This window comes from Marinobacter orientalis (assembly GCF_004792665.1).
In the GTDB taxonomy this organism is placed as follows: Bacteria; Pseudomonadota; Gammaproteobacteria; order Pseudomonadales; family Oleiphilaceae; genus Marinobacter; species Marinobacter orientalis.
In genome coordinates, this window is the sequence record NZ_SRZX01000001.1 from 1,095,289 (window position 1) to 1,114,410 (window position 19,122).

A 19,122-nucleotide genomic window follows, 5' to 3' on the forward strand; every position below is an offset into this window, starting at 1 on the left:
TCAAACCTTGTGCTGAAATCAGGAGCCCACGGCGTTGGCCATTCTTGCCAACTTGCCACGAACCGAAGCGTCGATAACCAGGTCGCCCGTACGTATAACCACCCCGCCAATCAGCGACTGATCAACCGAGGATTCAAGTTCGACCTTGCGCTCCAGTTTCCTGGACAGGGCATCGATCAACTTCTGCTGCTGCTCGGCTGTCATTTCGAACGCTGTGCTTACCTGCATCTTCACCGTGCGTTCGAGATCTGCGCGGTAGAGGCTGAACAGCTCAGATATGGCTGGCAGCAGGGCAAGACGGTTGTTTTCAGCAAGAATCGACAGGAAATTACTGAGCGCCTCGGGAAGCTGCTCTTCAAAACAGTCAGCGAGAAGCTCCGCCTTGCGTTGCTCAGCCAGGCCGGGTTTGGCCAGGATGACCTTTACCTGTTCGTTGGCCGCAACCTGGGCAGCGAAAGCCAGAGCCTGATCCCACAGATCAACGGCATCCTGGTCCTTCGCAGCCTCAAAAACGGCTTTCGCGTAGGGTCGGGCTAACGTAGTCAGTTCTGCCATGATGACCCTCTTTTAGAGTTCTGCGGCCAGCTTGTCCAGCATCTCGCTGTGAGCTTTGGCATCTACAGAGGTTTCCAGGATCTTCTCGGCACCGGCAATGGCAATAGCTGCCACTTCTGCTCTCAGTGCATCACGAGCCTGAACACGCTCCTGTTGAATTTCCGCCCGGGCCTGTTCGATGATCTTCTCGCCTTCTTTGCGAGCATCATCCTTTGAAGCCTCAACGATCTGGGCGGCACGCTTGTTAGCCTGGTCAATCAGAGCTGCAGATTCTTCTTTCGCTTTCTGCATTTCCTTGGAGGCTTTTTCCTGCGCAAGTTCCAGATCGAGGGAAGCCCGATCTGCGGCAGAGAGGCCGTCGGCAATTTTCTTCTGGCGCGCGCTCATGGCCCCGGTAATGGGGGGCCATACATATTTGACGCAGAACCAGACGAAAATAGCGAAGGCAATCGTTTGCCCTATTAACGTAAGGTTTATATTCACGGCGGTGTACCTCTTGCTATTCGTTGCGTCCCGGTGTCCGTAGAGCGGGCGCGGCCTCAGTCTAGGAGAACAGCACCCGGCTCTTCCGGCTGATTAACCAGCTACAACGAAGATCAGGTACATCGCGATACCAACACCGATCATGGGAACGGCGTCGAGCAGACCGGCCATGATGAAAGCCTTGGTTTGAAGCTGGTTGCCAAGTTCTGGCTGGCGAGCGGTAGACTCAAGCAGCTTGCCACCGAGCAGACCGAAGCCAATGCCAGCGCCCAGGGCGCCCAGTCCGATGATCAGTGCGGCTGCCATAATTACCATTTCCATTTAAGACTCCTCAGTTTTCTCAGATAGTTAAGGGTTTGTTGATTAGGTTACTTGTCCGTGATCTTCATGCGCGGCGCTGAGGTAAACCACAGCCAGCGTTGTAAAGATAAATGCCTGCAACGTAATTACCAGAAGGTGGAAGATGGCCCAGGGTACGTTCAGGGACCACTGAATCCACAAGGGTAACAGCGCAATCAGAATAAATATGACCTCACCGGCGTACATGTTGCCGAACAGACGCAATGCCAGGCTGATCGGCTTGATAATCAGTCCCAACAGCTCGAGCACCAGGTTGAAGGGTACCAGAGACCAGTGATTGAAAGGTGTGAATGACAGTTCTTTGGCGAAACCGCCAGCACCTTTTACCTTGAAGCTGTAGAAGAGAATCAGCAGGAATACGCCAAGGGCAATGCCGAAGGTACCGTTGGGATCGGTTGTGGGCACGATCTTGAAATATTCCAGCCCCATCGCATGGGCAATGGAAGGTATGTAATCCACGGGTATCAGTTTCAGGCTGTTCATCAGGAAGATCCAGACGAACATGGTCAGGGCCAGTGGCGCAATGATCGGGTTCTTGCCATGGAAAACATCGCGCACGATGTTCTGAATGAACTCGACGGTCATTTCGACAAAGTTCTGCAGGCCCGATGGCGTATCTGTCGTAGCGTTTTTTGCCACGAACCGGAACAGGCCGAGGAAAAGCAGACCCATGGCGATCGACCAGCCCATGGTATCGACGTGGACCGCCATGAAACCCATGTCCATGGCTTCCTGGCCGTTACGGGCCATGGTCCAGGTGGCTTCCTCAACGACGGTGCCGTCGGCACGTTCGTAACCTTCCGGCAACTTGCCATAGGTCAGGTTGGTAAGGTGGTGCTTTATATACTCTACTGGGGTACCAGCTGCCATACTGTTCTCGTCCAGTCATCGCTGTGGTTGTGGTCGGATGAACCAGCGCAGAAGCGGGCTCAAAACAACCATCACAGCAAAAGTGAATAACAGAGCCGGCACATGTACAGGCTCCATCAAGATGAAAACGGCCGCAAAAAAGACGGCGGTCAGGGCCAGTTTGACGGTTTCAGCCCTGAACATGTTGCCCACCACCAGGTGCGCGTTCCGCGCTCCCTCAAACCGGTACATCCGGTGGGCAAAGTATGCGTTTGGTATGACATAAATAAGACCGCCGACAAAAGCGGAATAACCAGCCAAACGACTTTCTGTAAACCAGGCAAGGCTCAACACGACAATGAGCCCGGTTTCGATTGCCAGCCACTGCAAAAATGGCAACCGGTTAATACGCTTTCTGGTCGGGGACATGGAACCAGCCTGAAAAATGGTCATGCGTATGTGAAACCTGCTTCCTGTCACACCCTGCCCGGAGTTTATGCAAGCGCGCGAAATTATATGTGTTAACCGATGGGTGTTCAACAGAACCGGCGGGAAAATTTGATGGAAAAATAGTCAGGTTTCACGACATATTTCACCAATATCACACAAGTTGTGTTGTTTAACAATTCTCATCACGACATGTGGTGTTTTTGTGGCATATCAGTACTTTCGCACTATCGACCAATGATATTACTTGATGTGGCCGAGAATACCATCCAGCTCGTCCAGTGACGTGTATTCAATCACCAGTTTGCCTTTTCCACGCTGGCCGTGATCAATAGATACACGGGCGCCGAGTCGCTCGGCCAGGTCGTTCTGAAGAGCACGGATATTGGGATCCACTTCCCCTTTGGCTTTCCTGCGCCCCGGGATTTCCTGCTGCACCCGGCGCACCAGGGCTTCAGTCTGGCGCACGGACAGGGATTTGGCCACCACCTGTTTCGCCACCTGCATCTGCTGCTCCGGCTGCAATGTGAGCATTGCGCGACCATGGCCCATTTCCAGGTCCCCGTGCTCGAGCATAACCCGCACATCTTCGGACAGGCTGATCAGCCGCAGCAGATTGGTGATGGTGGTTCGGGACTTGCCCACCGCTTCGGCAACCTGCGTCTGGGTCAGGTCGAATTCATCCTGGAGTCGTTGCAGCGCAAAGGCTTCTTCAATGGGGTTGAGGTTCTCGCGCTGGATATTCTCGATCAGCGCCATGGCGATCGCGGCATCATCCGGTACATCACGGATAATGGCAGGGATGCGATCGAGTTCCGCCATCTGCGTGGCGCGCCAGCGGCGCTCACCGGCGATGAGCTCGAAGCGTCCTTCGGCAACCGGGCGCACCACGACCGGCTGCATCACGCCCTGCTGGCGAATGGAGTCCGCCAGTTCCTGCAGGGCCGCCGGGTCCATGTCCCGACGGGGCTGGAAACGGCCACGCTGGATGAGATCGATGGGGACGTCCCGCAGCTCACCGTCGTGGTCCTTCAGTTCCTGGTCCAGATTGACCCTGGAGCCCTGCAACAGAGCGCCCAGTCCGCGCTCACCCAGTCCTCGTTTCTTCGCCGCCATGGTGTTTGTCATTCTTCCCGATGAAAAATCTGTGTGCAAAGGAGAGGTAGTTTACACGGCAACCGCCGCGGATGTCTTTTGTGAACCATGCCGGCGAACCATTTCGCCAGCCAGGGCCAGATAGGCAATGGCGCCCTTGGACGCGCGATCGTATTTCAGCGCCGGCAATCCGTAACTGGGCGCTTCCGCCAGCCGTACGTTACGGGGAATCACTGCCTTGTAAACCTTGTCGCCGAAAAACTCGCTGAGCTGGCCGGAAACATCGAGAGTCAGGCTGTTGCGGGGGTCGTACATGGTACGCAGGATGCCTTCCACCTGCAGGTCCGGGTTAACGGTTTCCTGGATCTGTTCAACGGTATTCATCAGTGCCGCCAGACCTTCCAGTGCATAATACTCACACTGCATCGGAATCAGCACGGTATCTGCCGCCGACAGCGCGTTGACCGTAAGCAGGCTGAGGGACGGCGGGCAATCAATGAGAATGTAGTCGTAATTCTCCCGCACCTTGTTCAGGGCCAGGCGCAGCCGGTGTTCGCGGCCAATCTCGTTCATCAGCTCCACTTCGGCGGCGGTCAGGTCACCATTAGAGGGCAGGATGTCAAAACCGGACGCTTCCGCCCGGAAAATCACTTCGGCGGCGGTGGCCCGTTTGGTGAGCATGTCATAGCCGGAGCGTTCCAGGGCATTCTTGTCCACACCGCTGCCCATGGTGGCGTTGCCCTGCGGGTCCATATCCACCAGCAGCACGCGGCGCCTGGTCGCAGCCAGGGAGGCGGCCAGGTTGACGCAGGTGGTGGTTTTGCCAACACCGCCTTTCTGATTGGTCACTGCAATCACACGCGCCATGACTGGTCTCCTGTGGTGAAATTCTGATGGCCGGAATCGTGGGCGATCACCAGCAGATGCCGGTCGCCATCCGAGCCGGGTACCGATAACGAATGCCGGGACGTTACCTGCCAGCCCGCGGGCAAGGCAGCCACCTCATCATCCGGAAACTGGCCTTTCATGGCAAGGAACTCACCGTCATCGGCGAGCAGATGTCCGCACCAGGCAACAAGATTATCCAGTGCAGTAAACGCCCGGCTGCTGATCTGGTGGTATCGGGTTTCAGGATCACAATTTTCGGCCCGGCCGTGAATGATGTCCACGTTTTTCAGGTCCAGTTCCAGAACGCACTGGGTCAGGAACCGGGTTTTCTTGCTGTTACTGTCCAGCAGCGTAAAGCGCTTATGTGGCAGGGCTATGGCCAGGGGAATACCCGGCAGTCCACCGCCGGCACCTACGTCCAGCAGATGATCGGCAGTGACAAACGGCAGGATGCTGAGGCTGTCCAGCAGCTGGCGCGAGACCATCTCCCGCGGCTCCCGCACGGCGGTGAGGTTATAGGCCCGGTTCCACTTGTTCAGTAGGGTCAGAAACGCCAGCAACTGTTGCTGACTGGCGTTATCCAGCTCCAGATCCAGATCGACCAGCCCTTGGGAGAGCTGGCGTTGCCACAATGCGTCGCTCATGAGCCCACTCAGGCGGATTGCTTGCGCAGCAGGTCGCGCTTCTTGAGATGCACCAGCACCTGGGAAATGGCCGCCGGGGTTACACCCTGAATGCGCGAGGCCTGGGCCACGGTTTCCGGCCGCACCTCCTTGAGCTTCTGCCTGATCTCGTTGGACAGGCCACCAATGGCATCAAAATCGATGTCGTCCGGCAGGCGGGTGTTCTCGTTCCGGCGCAAGCGTGCGATTTCGTCGGTCTGGCGGGAGATATAGCCCTCATACTTGATTTCGATTTCCACCTGATCCGCAACAATCGGATCGTCCGCGATCCCTTCGGCCATCTGTGTAATATGGCTGTAGTTGATCTCCGGGCGCCGCAGCAGTTCCGCCAGGGTCTGGTCACGGTTCATCGGCTGGCGCAGGAAGCTGTTGGCAGCCTCGCCGCCGGTGGTACCCGGATGGATGCGGGTCGTTTCCAGACGATGGCGTTCGGCAGCGATGGCTTCACGCTTGATATTGAAAGCCTGCCAACGATGCTCATCCACAACCCCCAGTCTGTGACCGGTTTCGGTCAGACGCAGGTCAGCGTTGTCTTCCCGCAAAATCAGCCGGTATTCGGCGCGGCTGGTGAACATGCGGTAGGGCTCGGAGGTGCCCATGGTAATCAGATCATCCACCAGCACACCAAGATAGGCCTCGTCACGGCGGGGATACCATTCATCCCGCTCCTGGGCCCGCAATGCCGCGTTGATGCCCGCAAGCAGGCCCTGGGCACCGGCTTCTTCGTAACCGGTGGTGCCATTGATCTGGCCGGCAAAGTACAGGCCCCGGATAAATCTGGTTTCCAGGGTGTGGCGCAGGTCCTGGGGATTGAGGAAATCGTACTCGATGGCGTAACCGGGCCGGGTAATGTGGGCGTTCTCGAAGCCCGGAATGGTGCGCACGGCGGCCAGCTGGATATCAAACGGCAGGCTGGTGGAAATACCGTTGGGATACAGCTCGTTGGTGGTCAGCCCTTCCGGCTCCACGAAAATCTGGTGCGAGTCCTTGTCCGCAAAGCGGCTGACCTTGTCCTCAATAGATGGGCAATACCGGGGCCCGATGCCTTCAATGTTGCCGGCAAACATCGGGGAACGGTCGAAGCCGCTGCGGATGATGTCGTGGGTCTGCTCGGTGGTGCGGGTGACATAGCAGCACACCTGCTCGGGATGCTGGTCACGGGAACCCAGGAACGACATCACCGGAGCCGGATCATCCCCCCACTGCTCCTGCATCACGGAAAAATCCACGCTGCGGGCATCGATACGGGGCGGGGTACCGGTTTTCAGGCGCCCGACATTGAACGGCAGCTCCCGCAGGCGCTGGGCCAGGGCATTGGCCGGGGCGTCGCCGGCACGGCCACCGGAGTGCTGCTGCATACCAATGTGGATAACGCCGCCAAGGAAGGTGCCGGTGGTCAGCACCACGGTCGGTGCCCGGAAACGGATACCGGACTGGGTCACCACACCGGTAATGCGCTCGCCCTCAACGATCAGGTCGTCGGCGGCCTGCTGGAACAGGGTCAGATTGGGCTGGTTCTCGAGGATTTCGCGGATGGCCGCCTTGTACAGCACCCGGTCTGCCTGGGCACGGGTCGCACGAACAGCCGGGCCCTTGCGGGAATTGAGCACACGGAACTGGATACCGGCCTTGTCGGTAGCCATGGCCATGGCACCACCGAGGGCGTCGATTTCCTTCACCAGGTGGCTCTTGCCAATGCCGCCAATCGCCGGATTACAGGACATCTGGCCCAGGGTCTCAATGTTGTGGGTCAGCAGCAGGGTCCGGGAACCCATGCGCGCAGCCGCCAAAGCGGCTTCAGTGCCGGCATGGCCACCACCAATGACAATCACATCGAAACGGGTCGGATAATCCACTACATCACCTCGGCAAACGGGTATCAGAAAATTCTGGGTCTAAAAAAACAGCCTGAAAATCAGGGCGGGGAGTATAACGCCTCACCCGCAAAATTGCAGTCAGAATGTGCAAATTTTAACCAGACTGGATGACATGGAAAACCCCTGACACAGCATTCGGACGATGGCTGAAGTTCCACACAAGGTTTCACAGATACGTGAAAACCGAAATCCGAAAAATTTCAGGGGCTTGTAGAAGTGTTCTGAGAAAACTTTTCAAGAAAGTTATCCACATTCGAAGCTGCCTTCAAAAGTATCAAAATACATACCAGGTATCTGTTATTGTTATAAAATTTCAGATTTAACCAAAGCTTATCCGAAGGTTATCCAGTAATTTATCCACAGGCTGCCACCGGACCGGCGCTTTCAGAACTGGTCCACCTGCCTGGACTGCGCAGCAGCCGCTATCCCGCGGCCACCTGCAGACCCCCTGGCCTGTTTCTCGAGTTCCAGGCTCACCGCATTACTGGACCTGGCAAAGCGGGCGAGAAGATTGTAGAGCACAGGAATGATGAACAGGGTCAGGGTAGTGGCAAAGATCAGCCCGCCGAGGATGACGATACCGATGGAAGCCCGGCTCTCGGCACCCGCACCGCTTGCCAGCACCAGCGGCACTGCGCCGAAGACCGTTGAAATAGTAGTCATCAGCACAGGCCGGAAGCGCAGGATGGCCCCCTCCAGGATGGCATCATAGACCTCGTAGCCTTTATCCCTCAGCTGGTTGGCAAACTCCACGATCAGTATCCCGTTCTTGGCCATCAGCCCCAGCAGCATGATGATCCCTATCTGACTATAGATGTTGAGGGTGATACCGGTAAAAAACAGAGCATAGAGCGCGCCGGTGACTGCCAGAGGCACAGACAGCATGATGATCATCGGGTGAATCCAGCTTTCAAACTGCGCGGCCAGCACCAGGAAGACGATAACGAACGCCAACGCGAACGTCACGTAGATGGCCGCGGAAGAATCCTGGAACTCCTGGCTCAGGCCCTTGTAACTGACCCTGGCCTCCGGCGGCAGGTTATCCACAGCGAGATTGTTGAGATAGGTCAGTGCCGAACCCAGATCGTAACCGTCTGCCAGGGAACCACTGATAACGACCGCCGGCAACCGGTCAATGCGCCGCAGGTCCGGATTGGCACCTACCTCTTCGATGCTCACCAGCGCTTCCAGGGGAATGAGCTCGCCACCCTCACGTGGACGCAGGAACACGCGACCAAGATCATTGGGTGTAGCCCGGTCGATGTCCGCCGCCTGAACGATGACATCGTACTCCCGGCCACGATCAAGGTAGGTCGTTACCTGTCGTGAAGCCAGCATGGTCTGCAGGGTCAGGCCCACGTCTTCCACGGTCACGTCGAGATCCGCGGCACGTTCCCTGTCGATGGTGACATTCAGTTCCGGGCGTGTCAGCTCGAAGTCGGTTTCCAGGCTGAGAAGATTGGGGTTGTCTTTCGCCCGCTCGACAATTTCCTCACTCCATGCCTGTACCGATTCATAGTCAGGGCCACCAATAACGAATTCCACCGGCTGGCTGAATCCACGCTGCCCCAGGCCCGGCGGGTTCACCGCCACCGAACGCACTCCGGGGACACCTGCCAGTTTGTCCCGGACTTCACTGGTTATTGCCTGCTGCCTGATCTCCCGCTCGTCCCAGGGCGCCAGGCCCATGATCATGAACGCACTGTCCGCCTCGTTGCGGAACCCGACGATGGAGAGTATTCGGGTGGCACTGCCGTTTTCCAGGTAGGGCAGCAACAGCTCTTCGGCCTTGAGTACATGGTGGTCGGTGTATTCTACCGTGGAGCCACGTGGTGCGCTGGTGGGCATGATGATGATACCGCGATCTTCGGTCGGAGCCAGCTCCTGGGGTAATCGCGGGAATACCACCACCGCCATGATCAGACCCACCATACCCAGACCCAGCAGCAGGCCGGGCTGGCGCAGGGAAAATCGCAACATGCGGGCATAGCCGTTGGTGAGCCCGTTGAGGGCCCGCTCGCTGGCGGCCCACAGGCGGTGGCCTTCTTCGGTTTCGGGGCTGTGCGTTAGCCACCTGGAACACAGCATGGGCGTCAATGTAAGCGCCACGATGCTGGATACCACCACGGCCGCCGCCAGGGTAAAACCGAACTCTGCAAACAGGCGGCCCACGTTTCCGCCCATAAAGGAGATCGGCACGAAGACCGCAATCAGCGTCAGGGTGGTGGCGATAATTGCAAATGCCACCTGCCGTGCACCCCGATAGGCAGCCAACAACGGCGGCTCACCCTCGTCGATACGCCGCTGGATGTTCTCCAGCATTACAATGGCATCGTCCACCACCAGGCCGATGGCAAGGATTACCGCCAACAGTGTCAGCACGTTGATGGAAAACCCCAGAGCACCAAGGCCGATGAACGCACCGATGACAGCCACCGGGATGGTCACCGCCGGAATCAGTGTTGCCCGCCACGAACGCAGGAACATGAAGATCACCAGAATGACCAGGGATACCGAAATCGCCAGGGTAATGGCCACTTCCCGGATGGAGGCACGGATAAAGATGGATTCGTCGTAGCTTTCCGCGATGTTGACTTCCGGGGGCAGGGTTTCGCGGATTTTATCCAGTTCTGCCCGAACCAGATCCGAGACAGCAACAGTGTTGGATTTGGATTGCCGGATAACGCCCAGCCCCACTGCGGTCTGCCCGTTAAAGCGCAGACGGCCGGTGTCGGATTCGACCCCCATTTGCACATTGGCAACCTCGCCAAGCCTGAGCAGATCGTTACCGTCACGGCGGATAACCAGCTGGCGGAACTCATCGACACCGCCAAGCCGCCCTTTGGCGCGTACGGTGAAATCCCGGGTGGAGGATTCTACCGAGCCGGCCGGCAACTCTACGTTATTCGACCTCAGGGCCTGTTCCACCTCCGCCACCGTCATGTCCCGGGACGCCAGCTTTTCGCGGTCCAGCCAGACGCGAATGGCATAGCGCCGCTCGCCACCGATCCGGACGTCCGCTACACCATCCAGAACCGAGAGACGGTCAACCAGAACCCTTTCCGCAAAATCACTGAGCCCGGCGCTGTCCCAGACATCACTCCGTAACGACAGCCACATCATTGGCCGTGCATCGGAATCAGCCTTTTGCACCACCGGTGGGTCGGCTTGCTCCGGCAGCTCGCTGGCAATCCGGGCTACCGCGTCGTGGACGTCATTGGCGGCGATATCCACATTGCGTGAGGTATTGAATTCAATGGAGGTTCGGGACTCACCCTGTTCGGTGCTGGACTCGATGGAGCGAATCCCTTCGATACCGCTAATGGCGCCCTCGATCACCTGGGTAATCTGGGTATCCACCACCTCGGCCGCAGCACCGGTATAATCGGTGGAAATGGAAACCACCGGCGGGTCAATGTCGGGGTATTCCCGCACCGGCAGACCGCGCAGGGCGGCGAGACCAAAAACCAGTATCAGCAGGCTGATAACCGTGGCGAAGACCGGTCGTTTGATGGAAATGTCGGAGAGAATCATTGATCAGGAATCCGGGGAACTGGCAAAACGGTTTTCCGGGATCGCGTTGTCGTCATCCACCACATCGATGCGGTCGCCGCTGCTGAGGCGATCCTGGCCGGTGACAATCACCCGGTTGTCCTGAGATAGCCCCCGGGATACCTCGACCCAACCCGGGGACCTGGAGCCCAGGGAAACGGATACCCGGCGGGCGATACCGTCCTCGGCAATGAAGACATACTTGTCATCACCGCGAATCATCAGCGCCTGCTCGGGAATAACCAGTGCTTCCCGCTCCCGTAATGTCAGATTGGCAGACATGAACTGTCCGGGCCGCAATTTGCCATCGGGGTTGTCGATAATCGCCCGCACCGGCAGTGTGCGGCTGAGCTCGTTGATCCGGGTGCCAAGTTCCACCAGTTCACCCTCAAATCCCTCATCGGGATAGGCCGGCGACCTGCCGAGTACCAACTGTCCTGTCCGGACCTGGCCCAGGAAACGCTCGGGAATCGAAAAGCCCAGTTCCATGCGATCGGTTGAATCCAGGCTGGCTACGGACGTTCCCGAACTGAGGTAGGTGCCAAGGCTGATATCACTGAGTCCGATCACGCCTTCGAACGGCGCTTCAATGCGGTGGTTGTCCAGACGGGTCCGGGCAGATTCGCGCCGGGCCTCGGCCACAGCCATGGCGGTGCGAAGCTCATCTACCTGGGACCGGGAAATACTGTTGTTGGTTTGCAGGCGCTGGGCCCGTTGATACTGACGGCGGGCATCGGCCAGGGTGGCTTCCGCTACCTGCAGGTCGGCCCTGGCCTGGCGATCGTCCAGTCGCAGCAGCAACTGGCCCTGGCTGACCCGCTTTCCGCTGGCCAGGTTCATTTCCACCACGCGGCCGCTGACCTCAGTTGTCAGCTCCACCTGGTCGAGGGCGCGAAGGTTGCCCACGGCGTTAACGGAATCCCGTACCACTTCCATGTTCGGGCTGATCGCATTCACCTTGCTCGCCGGACGCTCCCTCTGTGCACTGTCAGCCTCTTCCGGGACCAGGTAGTGCCAGGAGAGAGCACCTGCGGTTGCCAGAGCCACAAGTACCAGGGCGATCAGCCATTGCTTGACCATAATCTGCTCGATAAATTCGTTTAGTGTCGTTCACCGCTGGTACCGGGGTCCGGCCCGATTACTTCCTGCTGATCACCAGCACAATTTCACCCACTTGTATCCCCCATTTGGTCATGGTGGTCTGGTTGATCAGGGTGTCGGGCGTGATCAGGTACATCCAGTCATCCATACGAACATCAATGGTGTCATCCCCGTATGCCACCCGCAGAACATAGTTCATGTGGATCGCATTACCCTGCCAGCGCATGGTGCCAGGCTCCACCACATCTCCGGCATCGGCGTGCAGGGCACCATTATCCGGTGTCAGAGTCCAGACCCGGGTTTGCACCTCGCCATCGTCAAACCGGAACTCTTCATCCAGCGTGCCAACGCCCGCGTCGTCCCAACTGGCGGAAATATCCGCGTCAAAGGTACGAATGACTTCACCGGAAAAATCCTTGACCACACCCCGGGCGGAAAGTTCGCCGGTGAAGAACTCCTGGGGCGTCAATACCGGTTCCCGGTCCTGATAGTCCTCCAGCGCCGGTCCGGCGCAGCCAGCGAGCAGGGCTGTGGATAACAATAACCAGAGGTAGCGGGGCAAACCAGTGAATGCTTTCAATAAGAGGGGACTTTGCATGACTTTTACACTCTCGGCATGTTTCGCAGTGAATTTCCAGTCCCTGGAATACGCCAGAAGCGCCATTACCGATCAATGTGAGGCCTGTTACAAAAGCACTTCGGGCATACCAAAGTAGTCACCCTGGGAAAAATCAATGCCCAATTCGCGCACCCGCTCCTGAACGGCCTCATTGTGAACGAATTCGGCCACCGTGCGGATATTGAGGCTGCCGGCGAACTGGACTATGCCACTGGTGACCAGAAACGCGGTATGGTCTTTATCAAGGTTACGGATCAGGCTGCCGTCGATTTTTATGTAATCAACCTTCAGGCTCAGAAGGTGGGCAAAATTGGAGTAGCCGGTGCCAAAATCATCAATGGCAATATGACAGCCGAACGGTTTTACCTGTTCAATGAACCTGCGGATCTCATCGTAATTGGCGACGCCATCGGATTCCAGGATCTCGAACATCACCCTGTTGCCAATGCCATAACGGTCCAGCGCCTCCAGAATCCTGTTCACCGTCTCTGAATCGGCGATGTCGCCGTACGAGAGATTAATGGAAAATTCTTCCTTTCGGCTGGAAAAACGGGCGAAACACTTTTCGATCATCAGCACCGTGATTCTGCGGTTCAACCGCAACCGGTCGGCAATCTTGACGAACTGGCCGGCACTCATCACCCGTCCGTCCGGCTCTACCATGCGCACCAGACACTCATACTTGGTAACACGCTGCAGCTGATTATCGTAAATCGGCTGAAACCAGGGCACCAGGCGATCATCGTCAATCGCTGCCTTCAACCGGTTGGCCCAGTAAAGGTTGGCCTCGTAATTTTCCTCGACCCCCACAGAAGGGTCGTAAAGCAGGTGATGACGGTTCTGCTCCCGTGCCTGCAGCACTGCCACCTTGGCCTGGCTGACCAGTTGATCGGTGGAATTCCCGGGCTTGCGATCTTTCTGCATCGCCATTCCGATACTGACATCGACCGTCAGCGGCTGCTGCTGCCAATAAATCCGTTCTCCGTTAACGAGGTGGCGTATCTGCACTGCCAGCCCCTCGATAACCTGCTCCTCAAGCAAGGGGGCGAGGATTGCGAATTCATCACCCGGCAAGCGGTATACCCTCAGCGAATCCGGTGCCTGATCACGGGTAAAGGCTGTCAACCGCGTTGCGATGGCCAACAATACATGGTCGCCGCAAACATTGCCGAACAGGCTGTTTATTTCGTTAAAACGGTCCAGATTGATGATCAGCAGCGAGGCATCATTCTGGGTCTGTAAATCCTGTAACAGGCGGATCCGGTTGGGCAATCCCGTGAGATCATCGGTGTAGGAGGCCCGCAGTTCCCTGACCAGCTGGATAATCCGATACAGCAGATAGAGACTGAGAAGCAGTATCGCAGACACGGTACCCACCAGAACGCGCTGGTTGGTCTGCTTCATGGGGCGCAGTCCCGCGTTGATTTCATCCACCGGCACGCCCGCGCCATAGACCATGCCTCCGGCGGTGGCGCCATAATACAGTTCGTAGACATCCTCCCCGACCGTGAGCGTGCGGGTGGCAAGCGCGCCGGTTGCGGAATGTTCATCGGCACTGCCAGCGAGTTCCAGTGCGAGAATCGCATCCATCAATGCCTGTTCCTGCCCGGTATCCTCACCCTTGCCAAGGCTCGACAGGTTGCGATTGTTCCTGTCGTTAAGGAAGGTAAAACTGTGTTCGGTGACCGTAATATGGCTTACAACGTCAATCATCCGGTCCGCTGTCCAGGTGGTGGTTGCCATGCCAAGCAGGTTTTTCCGGCGGTCATACATCGGGCTTGCCAGCGTCAGCACTGGCCGTTCGATGTTGACGTCATAATAGATCGGCGACCAGTAGACTTTGTCCGCGTTGTCGGAGGTCGGTGTCCATTCCGGCCCCAGGGTGTGGCTGAACCAGGGCGCATCACGGTAATTCCCGAAACGGTTTTCAACATCGAGCCGGTTCAGCTCCTGTTCCTCCGGGCCCTGTACAAAGTAGGGCATGTAACTGACAGCAGGCCCGGAAAGAACACCGGGCCGGAACCACAGGCCGCCGCCAGCAGCGCCGTCAAAATTCTGCAACTGGTCTTTGAGGGCGTTTTCCAGAGGAGTCCGGAGATGGGAACTGTCAGGCTCGGAATCGTCGTTTTCTGCTATCGCGTGGAAGCTTTCTCCCACGTTTGCCAGGGTCGTGGTGTAACCGGCCAGGGTTGAGTGGCGGGCGTTGATACGCATCAGCCCGGCGCTCACGACTTCATGGATCTGTTGACGTCGAAGCTCAGACAGGGCATCCCGGGAATAATTGATGTTCAGAGTGGAAAGCAGAAACATGCCGGCCACGAACACCAGTACCAGCAAACCCAGCAACCACATCACGGACTGCCGGGAAGCCGGCGTTTTCCAGTTGGTCGGACGGTGGGTCAACTTTCCCGGCATGAATGGCTATCCTTGGGCGGATCAAACTGAGGCTTTCAAAGGTTTCCTCTGGGCTTACTTGCCAATACAGAAGCTGCTGAAGATCTTACCGAGCAACTCGTCCGGTGTCATTGCACCGGTAATTTCTCCCAGGGCATCCTGGGCAGCGCGCAGGTCCTCTGCCAGTAACTCACCGGCACCAAAGCCCTGTAACTGATCCTGTCCCTGCAACAGGAAATCCCGGGCCCGCTCCAGGGCATCCAGGTGACGGCGCCGGGCAATAAAGCCCCCTTCGGTGGTACTGGCAAATCCCATACACTGCTTCAGGTGCTCCCGCAAAACCTCCAGCCCGTCGGCGGATCTGGCGGCAATGCGAATGACTGGTGCCGCTTCTTCGGTCGGTTGTTCGATACCCACGGCTTCACCGCTCAGGTCGACCTTGTTCCTGATTACAGTAAGCGGGGCACCCGCGGGCAGCTGGTCGATAAAGTCCGGCCATAACCGCTGGGGTTCGGTCTCGGGTGTGGTGGTGGCATCCACCATTAACAGAATACGGTCGGCCTGGCGAATTTCCTCCCAGGCGCGGGCAATACCGATCTGTTCCACTTCATCGGGGCTGTCCCGCAGGCCTGCGGTGTCAATAATATGCAGCGGCATACCATCAATGTGGATATGCTCACGCAGCACATCCCGCGTCGTACCTTCGACAGCCGTCACAATAGCCGCTTCACGGCCCGCCAGGGCATTGAGAAGACTGGATTTGCCAGCGTTGGGGCGACCGGCAATCACTACTTTCATGCCATCCCTGAGAATGGTGCCTTGCTGGGCTTCCCCGAGAATAATCTGCAGATCGCGGATAATAGCCCGCAGATCGTTGGCAACCTTACCATCCGCAAGGAAGTCTATTTCCTCTTCGGGGAAATCAATCGCCGCTTCAACGTAGATACGCAGGTGGGTAACCGCCTCCACCAGGGCGTCAATCCTGCGGGAGAACACGCCCTGCAACGAGCGGACCGCGCAGCGCGCCGCCTGTTCGGAACTGCTCTCGATCAGGTCGGCAATGGCTTCAGCCTGGGCCAGATCGAGTTTATCGTTAAGAAACGCCCTTTCGGAAAACTCACCGGGCCTGGCAAGGCGGGCACCCAGCTCACAAACAGTCCTTAACAGCAGGTCCAGGATGACCGTGCCGCCGTGCCCCTGAAGCTCAAATACGTCCTCGCCGGTAAAGGAATGGGGATTGGGGAAAAACAGCCCGATGCCTTCGTCGATCAACTGGTTGTTGGTATCCGCGAAAGGGCCATAGTGAGCATAACGGGGTCTGGGCCGGAAACCCAGCATCCGCTGCGCGATGGCCGCTGCATCCGGGCCGGATACGCGCACGATACCCACACCGGACTGGCCCGGCGCTGTCGCTATGGCGGCTATGGTATCGGTGGCATTGAACATGATTGTATTCCCTGAAACAACAGAGGCTCCCGGTAGGAGCCTCTGCAATTACTGGTTTCGATGGTGCCCGATCAGCTCTTCTTGTTGGCCATTTCCGCTTCAATCTTGCGGGTAATATACCATTGCTGGCTGATGGAAAGAATGTTGTTAACCAGCCAGTACAGTACCAGACCTGCCGGGAACCAGAGGAAGAATACTGTGAACACCAGAGGCATCAGTTTCATGATCTTCGCCTGCATCGGGTCCGGCGGAGTCGGGTTCAGGCTCATCTGCAACATCATGCTGGCACCCATCAGGATTGGCAGGATGAAGTAGGGGTCCATCACCGAAAGATCCTGGATCCAGAGCATAAAGGGCGCGTGGCGCAACTGCACGCTTTCAAACAGGACCCAGTAAAGGGAAATGAACACCGGCATCTGTACCAGTATCGGCAGGCAGCCACCAAGGGGATTTATCTTTTCCCGCTTATACAGAGCCATCATTTCCTGCGACATTCGTTGCCGGTCGTCGCCGTAGAGTTCCTTCAGTCGGGTCAGCTGCGGTGCAACCGCCCGCATTCTGGCCATGGACCGGTAACTGGTGGCTGAAAGCTTGAAGAACACTGCCTTGACCAGAACCGTCAACAGTATGATGGCCACACCCCAGTTGCCGACCAGACCGTGGAACCAGTCGAGAATCAGGAACAGCGGTAGCGCGATGAAGAACAGAAACCCGAAGTCGACGGTCCGGTCCAGATTGGGCGCTACATCTTCCAGCCGCTCAATGATCTTTGGCCCTACGTAGGCTCGGGCAGAGACTTCCGCGGTTTCACCCGGTTCAACCTGTGTCGCCGGATAGACAAACCCCATTACATGAAGCGGTCCCCGTTGTGTGGACTGGAACTGTGCGGGTTGGTCCCGTTCCGGTATCCAGGCAGCGAGAAAGTAATGCTGGAGAAATGCCAGCCAGCCGTTGGTGACCGACTGGTTGACAGGATCTTCAGTGAGGTCATCAAAATCGTATTTTTCGTAGGGGTCTTCAGGTGTGCTGACCACCATACCCAGAAATGCCCTGATACCCAGGCTGTTCTGCGCTGTAGGATCGGGAGCTTCATCCCTGACGATCTTGCCGGTCATGTTGGCCTGCCAGAGATCGTCTGACTGGTTATTGATCAGATAGCGAAGATCGATCTCATAGCTGTCACGGGCGAACTGGTACTGTTTTGTGATTTCGACATTATTATCTGTGGTGTAGGTCAGATTGACGGTCAGCGAATCTTCACCTTCCTCCAACTCATACTCTGTCGAAGACGCGTCATATACCGGGGCACCGTTGTTGCGCTTGCTGTCAATGCCATCGCGTCCGATGAGACCGCTTTCCATGATATAGGTGCGGCGGCTGGTATTGGTCAGGATCCTCAGGGACTCTTCGCTGTCCAGAGAACGGTCATACTCGAGCAGGGAGCTTTGGATCAGGTTACCGCCCACCCGGTCTATTTTCAGTTCATAGACATCAGTACGCACGGTGATCAGCTGATTGCTGACATCCACCGAACCGGTTTCTGTGCTGCCGATAGCCTGGCTGTCGCCTTCCGGTGTGGTGAACTCCTCATCGGCGGATCGGGATCCGTCCCGGGCTTCCTCCGGTAGCGTGAGGTTGTCGCCATTACCGGATTGGGCGGTGGAACTGGTCTGTTCGGCAACCTGCTCTGTCCGGGGCTGGTTATAGTCTTCGTTCCAGGCAAGCACCATCATGTAACTGACAATGGCCAGGCCGGCAAATAATACAACGCGTTGAATATCCATAAACTTACTGTTTGGTCTGGTTAGTGTTATGGGTTTGGCTGGCCGGCCCGCAGCAGGTGGTAGGTGTTACCTCACCGCAGACTTCAGTGCCCGGAACGGGATCATACCCGCCTTTTGCCCACGGATGACACCTCAGAAGACGTTTCACCGCAAGAAAAAGGCCTTTTACAGCGCCATGGTAAGTAATGGCTTCGATCGCATATTGGGAACAGGTCGGATAGTGACGGCAGTGACTGGCCATCAGGGGACTGATTGCGTACTGGTAGACACGGATGGGCAGGAGCAACAGTTTGCGCATTAACCCGTTCCTTTGCCGGTACCGGAGTGTTCCGATGTTGAGGATTTCTGGAGCTGGCGGTTTTTGCGTCTGAGACGCGACCAGAGCTCCGTCAGGGTAGCATTGAGCGTTGCATTATCAAGCTCTGACAGTCCTCGTCGCCCGAGTACCACGATGTCCAGGGCAGGAAATTCTGTCTGGTGCCTGAAGGTTTCCCGGACCCTGCGTTTGACGCGATTGCGCTGTACGGCAAGTCTGAGATTTTTTTTCGAAAACACCAGGCCGATCCTGGCGTGTCCCAGGGTATTGGGTGTCGCCAGGATCAGAAAATTCCGGTGCGGAACCCTGATCTGAACGTCATCGAAGACTTGACCGTAATCAGCCGGTTTAAGTAGCCGGGACGATTTTGGAAAGGTCAAAGCCTTCATCAGGCGGTCAATGTCTTACGCAGACAGACGGGCACGGCCCTTGGCACGACGGCGGGAGATAACCTTGCGGCCATTGGCAGTTGCCATGCGGGCACGGAAACCGTGAACGCGCTTACGCTTCAGTACGCTTGGTTGAAACGTTCTTTTCATGGTGTCGATCTCACATTACGGGTATTTGAAATTCAATGATTGACCGGAAAATGATCAGCCAAAACAGGAGCGGCATTCTATGCAATGTGGCGGAGGAATTCAATGCTTATCGATTGCGCCATGCGCTTATCCTG

At 57.1% G+C, this 19,122-nt stretch carries 18 protein-coding genes; all 18 read right to left on the minus strand.

Annotated elements, in window-relative coordinates; genetic code table 11:
* Positions 1-18: 18 nt before the first annotated feature.
* Positions 19-555 carry a F0F1 ATP synthase subunit delta gene (locus DIT72_RS05170; protein ID WP_135954102.1) on the minus strand — a complete coding sequence of 179 codons (537 nt, stop codon included), beginning with the start codon at positions 553-555 and terminating at the stop codon, positions 19-21.
* Between the two features lie 12 nt (positions 556-567).
* Positions 568-1,038 (minus strand): F0F1 ATP synthase subunit B, encoded by a 471-nt coding sequence (locus DIT72_RS05175; protein ID WP_135954103.1) that lies wholly within the window; start codon positions 1,036-1,038, stop codon positions 568-570.
* Positions 1,039-1,131: 93 nt separating this feature from the next.
* The gene (atpE, locus tag DIT72_RS05180) at positions 1,132-1,359 is read right to left on the minus strand and encodes a F0F1 ATP synthase subunit C (protein WP_135954104.1); all 228 of its coding nucleotides are present in this window, start codon (positions 1,357-1,359) and stop codon (positions 1,132-1,134) included.
* Between the two features lie 42 nt (positions 1,360-1,401).
* Positions 1,402-2,268, minus strand: coding sequence for a F0F1 ATP synthase subunit A (gene atpB / locus DIT72_RS05185; protein WP_135954105.1), 867 nt, complete (start codon positions 2,266-2,268; stop codon positions 1,402-1,404).
* Positions 2,269-2,283: 15 nt separating this feature from the next.
* Positions 2,284-2,700: an ATP synthase subunit I gene (locus DIT72_RS05190; RefSeq protein WP_228260730.1), complete on the minus strand. Its 417-nt coding sequence runs from the start codon at positions 2,698-2,700 to the stop codon at positions 2,284-2,286.
* 237 nt (positions 2,701-2,937) lie between these two features.
* The gene (locus DIT72_RS05195; RefSeq protein WP_135954106.1) at positions 2,938-3,810 is read right to left on the minus strand and encodes a ParB/RepB/Spo0J family partition protein; all 873 of its coding nucleotides are present in this window, start codon (positions 3,808-3,810) and stop codon (positions 2,938-2,940) included.
* A gap of 51 nt (positions 3,811-3,861) precedes the next feature.
* A complete protein-coding gene (locus DIT72_RS05200; RefSeq protein WP_135954107.1) occupies positions 3,862-4,656 on the minus strand; it encodes a ParA family protein in 795 nt (264 codons plus the stop codon).
* The gene (gene rsmG / locus DIT72_RS05205) at positions 4,644-5,321 is read right to left on the minus strand and encodes a 16S rRNA (guanine(527)-N(7))-methyltransferase RsmG (protein ID WP_135954108.1); all 678 of its coding nucleotides are present in this window, start codon (positions 5,319-5,321) and stop codon (positions 4,644-4,646) included. The genes DIT72_RS05200 and rsmG overlap by 13 nt, the downstream gene beginning before the upstream one ends.
* An 8-nt stretch (positions 5,322-5,329) precedes the next feature.
* Positions 5,330-7,216 carry a tRNA uridine-5-carboxymethylaminomethyl(34) synthesis enzyme MnmG gene (mnmG, locus tag DIT72_RS05210; RefSeq protein WP_135954109.1) on the minus strand — a complete coding sequence of 629 codons (1,887 nt, stop codon included), beginning with the start codon at positions 7,214-7,216 and terminating at the stop codon, positions 5,330-5,332.
* Positions 7,217-7,621: 405 nt separating this feature from the next.
* Complete coding sequence (locus DIT72_RS05215) at positions 7,622-10,771, minus strand: efflux RND transporter permease subunit (RefSeq protein ID WP_135954110.1); 3,150 nt, start codon at positions 10,769-10,771, stop codon at positions 7,622-7,624.
* 3 nt (positions 10,772-10,774) lie between these two features.
* The gene (locus tag DIT72_RS05220) at positions 10,775-11,869 is read right to left on the minus strand and encodes an efflux RND transporter periplasmic adaptor subunit (RefSeq protein ID WP_135954111.1); all 1,095 of its coding nucleotides are present in this window, start codon (positions 11,867-11,869) and stop codon (positions 10,775-10,777) included.
* 58 nt (positions 11,870-11,927) lie between these two features.
* Positions 11,928-12,488 carry a DUF3833 domain-containing protein gene (locus DIT72_RS05225; protein WP_135954112.1) on the minus strand — a complete coding sequence of 187 codons (561 nt, stop codon included), beginning with the start codon at positions 12,486-12,488 and terminating at the stop codon, positions 11,928-11,930.
* An 87-nt stretch (positions 12,489-12,575) separates the two neighbouring features.
* Positions 12,576-14,924, minus strand: coding sequence for a bifunctional diguanylate cyclase/phosphodiesterase (locus DIT72_RS05230; protein ID WP_228260731.1), 2,349 nt, complete (start codon positions 14,922-14,924; stop codon positions 12,576-12,578).
* Positions 14,925-14,978: 54 nt separating this feature from the next.
* Positions 14,979-16,349, minus strand: a complete 1,371-nt coding sequence (gene mnmE, locus DIT72_RS05235; protein ID WP_135954113.1) for a tRNA uridine-5-carboxymethylaminomethyl(34) synthesis GTPase MnmE — start codon at positions 16,347-16,349, stop codon at positions 14,979-14,981.
* A 71-nt stretch (positions 16,350-16,420) separates the two neighbouring features.
* Positions 16,421-18,133, minus strand: coding sequence for a membrane protein insertase YidC (yidC, locus tag DIT72_RS05240; protein ID WP_135954114.1), 1,713 nt, complete (start codon positions 18,131-18,133; stop codon positions 16,421-16,423).
* Positions 18,134-18,137: 4 nt separating this feature from the next.
* Entirely contained in the window at positions 18,138-18,431 is a 294-nt protein-coding gene (yidD, locus tag DIT72_RS05245; protein ID WP_135954115.1) for a membrane protein insertion efficiency factor YidD, read from the minus strand.
* The gene (gene rnpA, locus DIT72_RS05250; RefSeq protein WP_135954116.1) at positions 18,431-18,838 is read right to left on the minus strand and encodes a ribonuclease P protein component; all 408 of its coding nucleotides are present in this window, start codon (positions 18,836-18,838) and stop codon (positions 18,431-18,433) included. The genes yidD and rnpA overlap by 1 nt, the downstream gene beginning before the upstream one ends.
* Positions 18,839-18,853: 15 nt before the next feature.
* Positions 18,854-18,988, minus strand: coding sequence for a 50S ribosomal protein L34 (rpmH, locus tag DIT72_RS05255; protein ID WP_008172542.1), 135 nt, complete (start codon positions 18,986-18,988; stop codon positions 18,854-18,856).
* Positions 18,989-19,122: the final 134 nt, after the last annotated feature.

Excerpts from the sequence above, each read along its gene's own strand:
- DIT72_RS05170 (WP_135954102.1), bottom strand. The coding sequence starts at position 555 with ATGGCAGAACTGACTACGTTAGCCCGACCCTACGCGAAAGCCGTTTTT.
- atpE (WP_135954104.1), bottom strand. The coding sequence starts at position 1,359 with ATGGAAATGGTAATTATGGCAGCCGCACTGATCATCGGACTGGGCGCC.
- atpB (WP_135954105.1), bottom strand. The coding sequence starts at position 2,268 with ATGGCAGCTGGTACCCCAGTAGAGTATATAAAGCACCACCTTACCAAC.
- DIT72_RS05190 (WP_228260730.1), bottom strand. The coding sequence starts at position 2,700 with ATGACCATTTTTCAGGCTGGTTCCATGTCCCCGACCAGAAAGCGTATT.
- DIT72_RS05195 (WP_135954106.1), bottom strand. The coding sequence starts at position 3,810 with ATGGCGGCGAAGAAACGAGGACTGGGTGAGCGCGGACTGGGCGCTCTG.
- DIT72_RS05200 (WP_135954107.1), bottom strand. The coding sequence starts at position 4,656 with ATGGCGCGTGTGATTGCAGTGACCAATCAGAAAGGCGGTGTTGGCAAA.
- rsmG (WP_135954108.1), bottom strand. The coding sequence starts at position 5,321 with ATGAGCGACGCATTGTGGCAACGCCAGCTCTCCCAAGGGCTGGTCGAT.
- DIT72_RS05215 (WP_135954110.1), bottom strand. The coding sequence starts at position 10,771 with ATGATTCTCTCCGACATTTCCATCAAACGACCGGTCTTCGCCACGGTT.
- DIT72_RS05220 (WP_135954111.1), bottom strand. The coding sequence starts at position 11,869 with ATGGTCAAGCAATGGCTGATCGCCCTGGTACTTGTGGCTCTGGCAACC.
- DIT72_RS05225 (WP_135954112.1), bottom strand. The coding sequence starts at position 12,488 with ATGCAAAGTCCCCTCTTATTGAAAGCATTCACTGGTTTGCCCCGCTAC.
- DIT72_RS05230 (WP_228260731.1), bottom strand. The coding sequence starts at position 14,924 with ATGCCGGGAAAGTTGACCCACCGTCCGACCAACTGGAAAACGCCGGCT.
- mnmE (WP_135954113.1), bottom strand. The coding sequence starts at position 16,349 with ATGTTCAATGCCACCGATACCATAGCCGCCATAGCGACAGCGCCGGGC.
- yidC (WP_135954114.1), bottom strand. The coding sequence starts at position 18,133 with ATGGATATTCAACGCGTTGTATTATTTGCCGGCCTGGCCATTGTCAGT.
- yidD (WP_135954115.1), bottom strand. The coding sequence starts at position 18,431 with ATGCGCAAACTGTTGCTCCTGCCCATCCGTGTCTACCAGTACGCAATC.
- rnpA (WP_135954116.1), bottom strand. The coding sequence starts at position 18,838 with ATGAAGGCTTTGACCTTTCCAAAATCGTCCCGGCTACTTAAACCGGCT.
- rpmH (WP_008172542.1), bottom strand. The coding sequence starts at position 18,988 with ATGAAAAGAACGTTTCAACCAAGCGTACTGAAGCGTAAGCGCGTTCAC.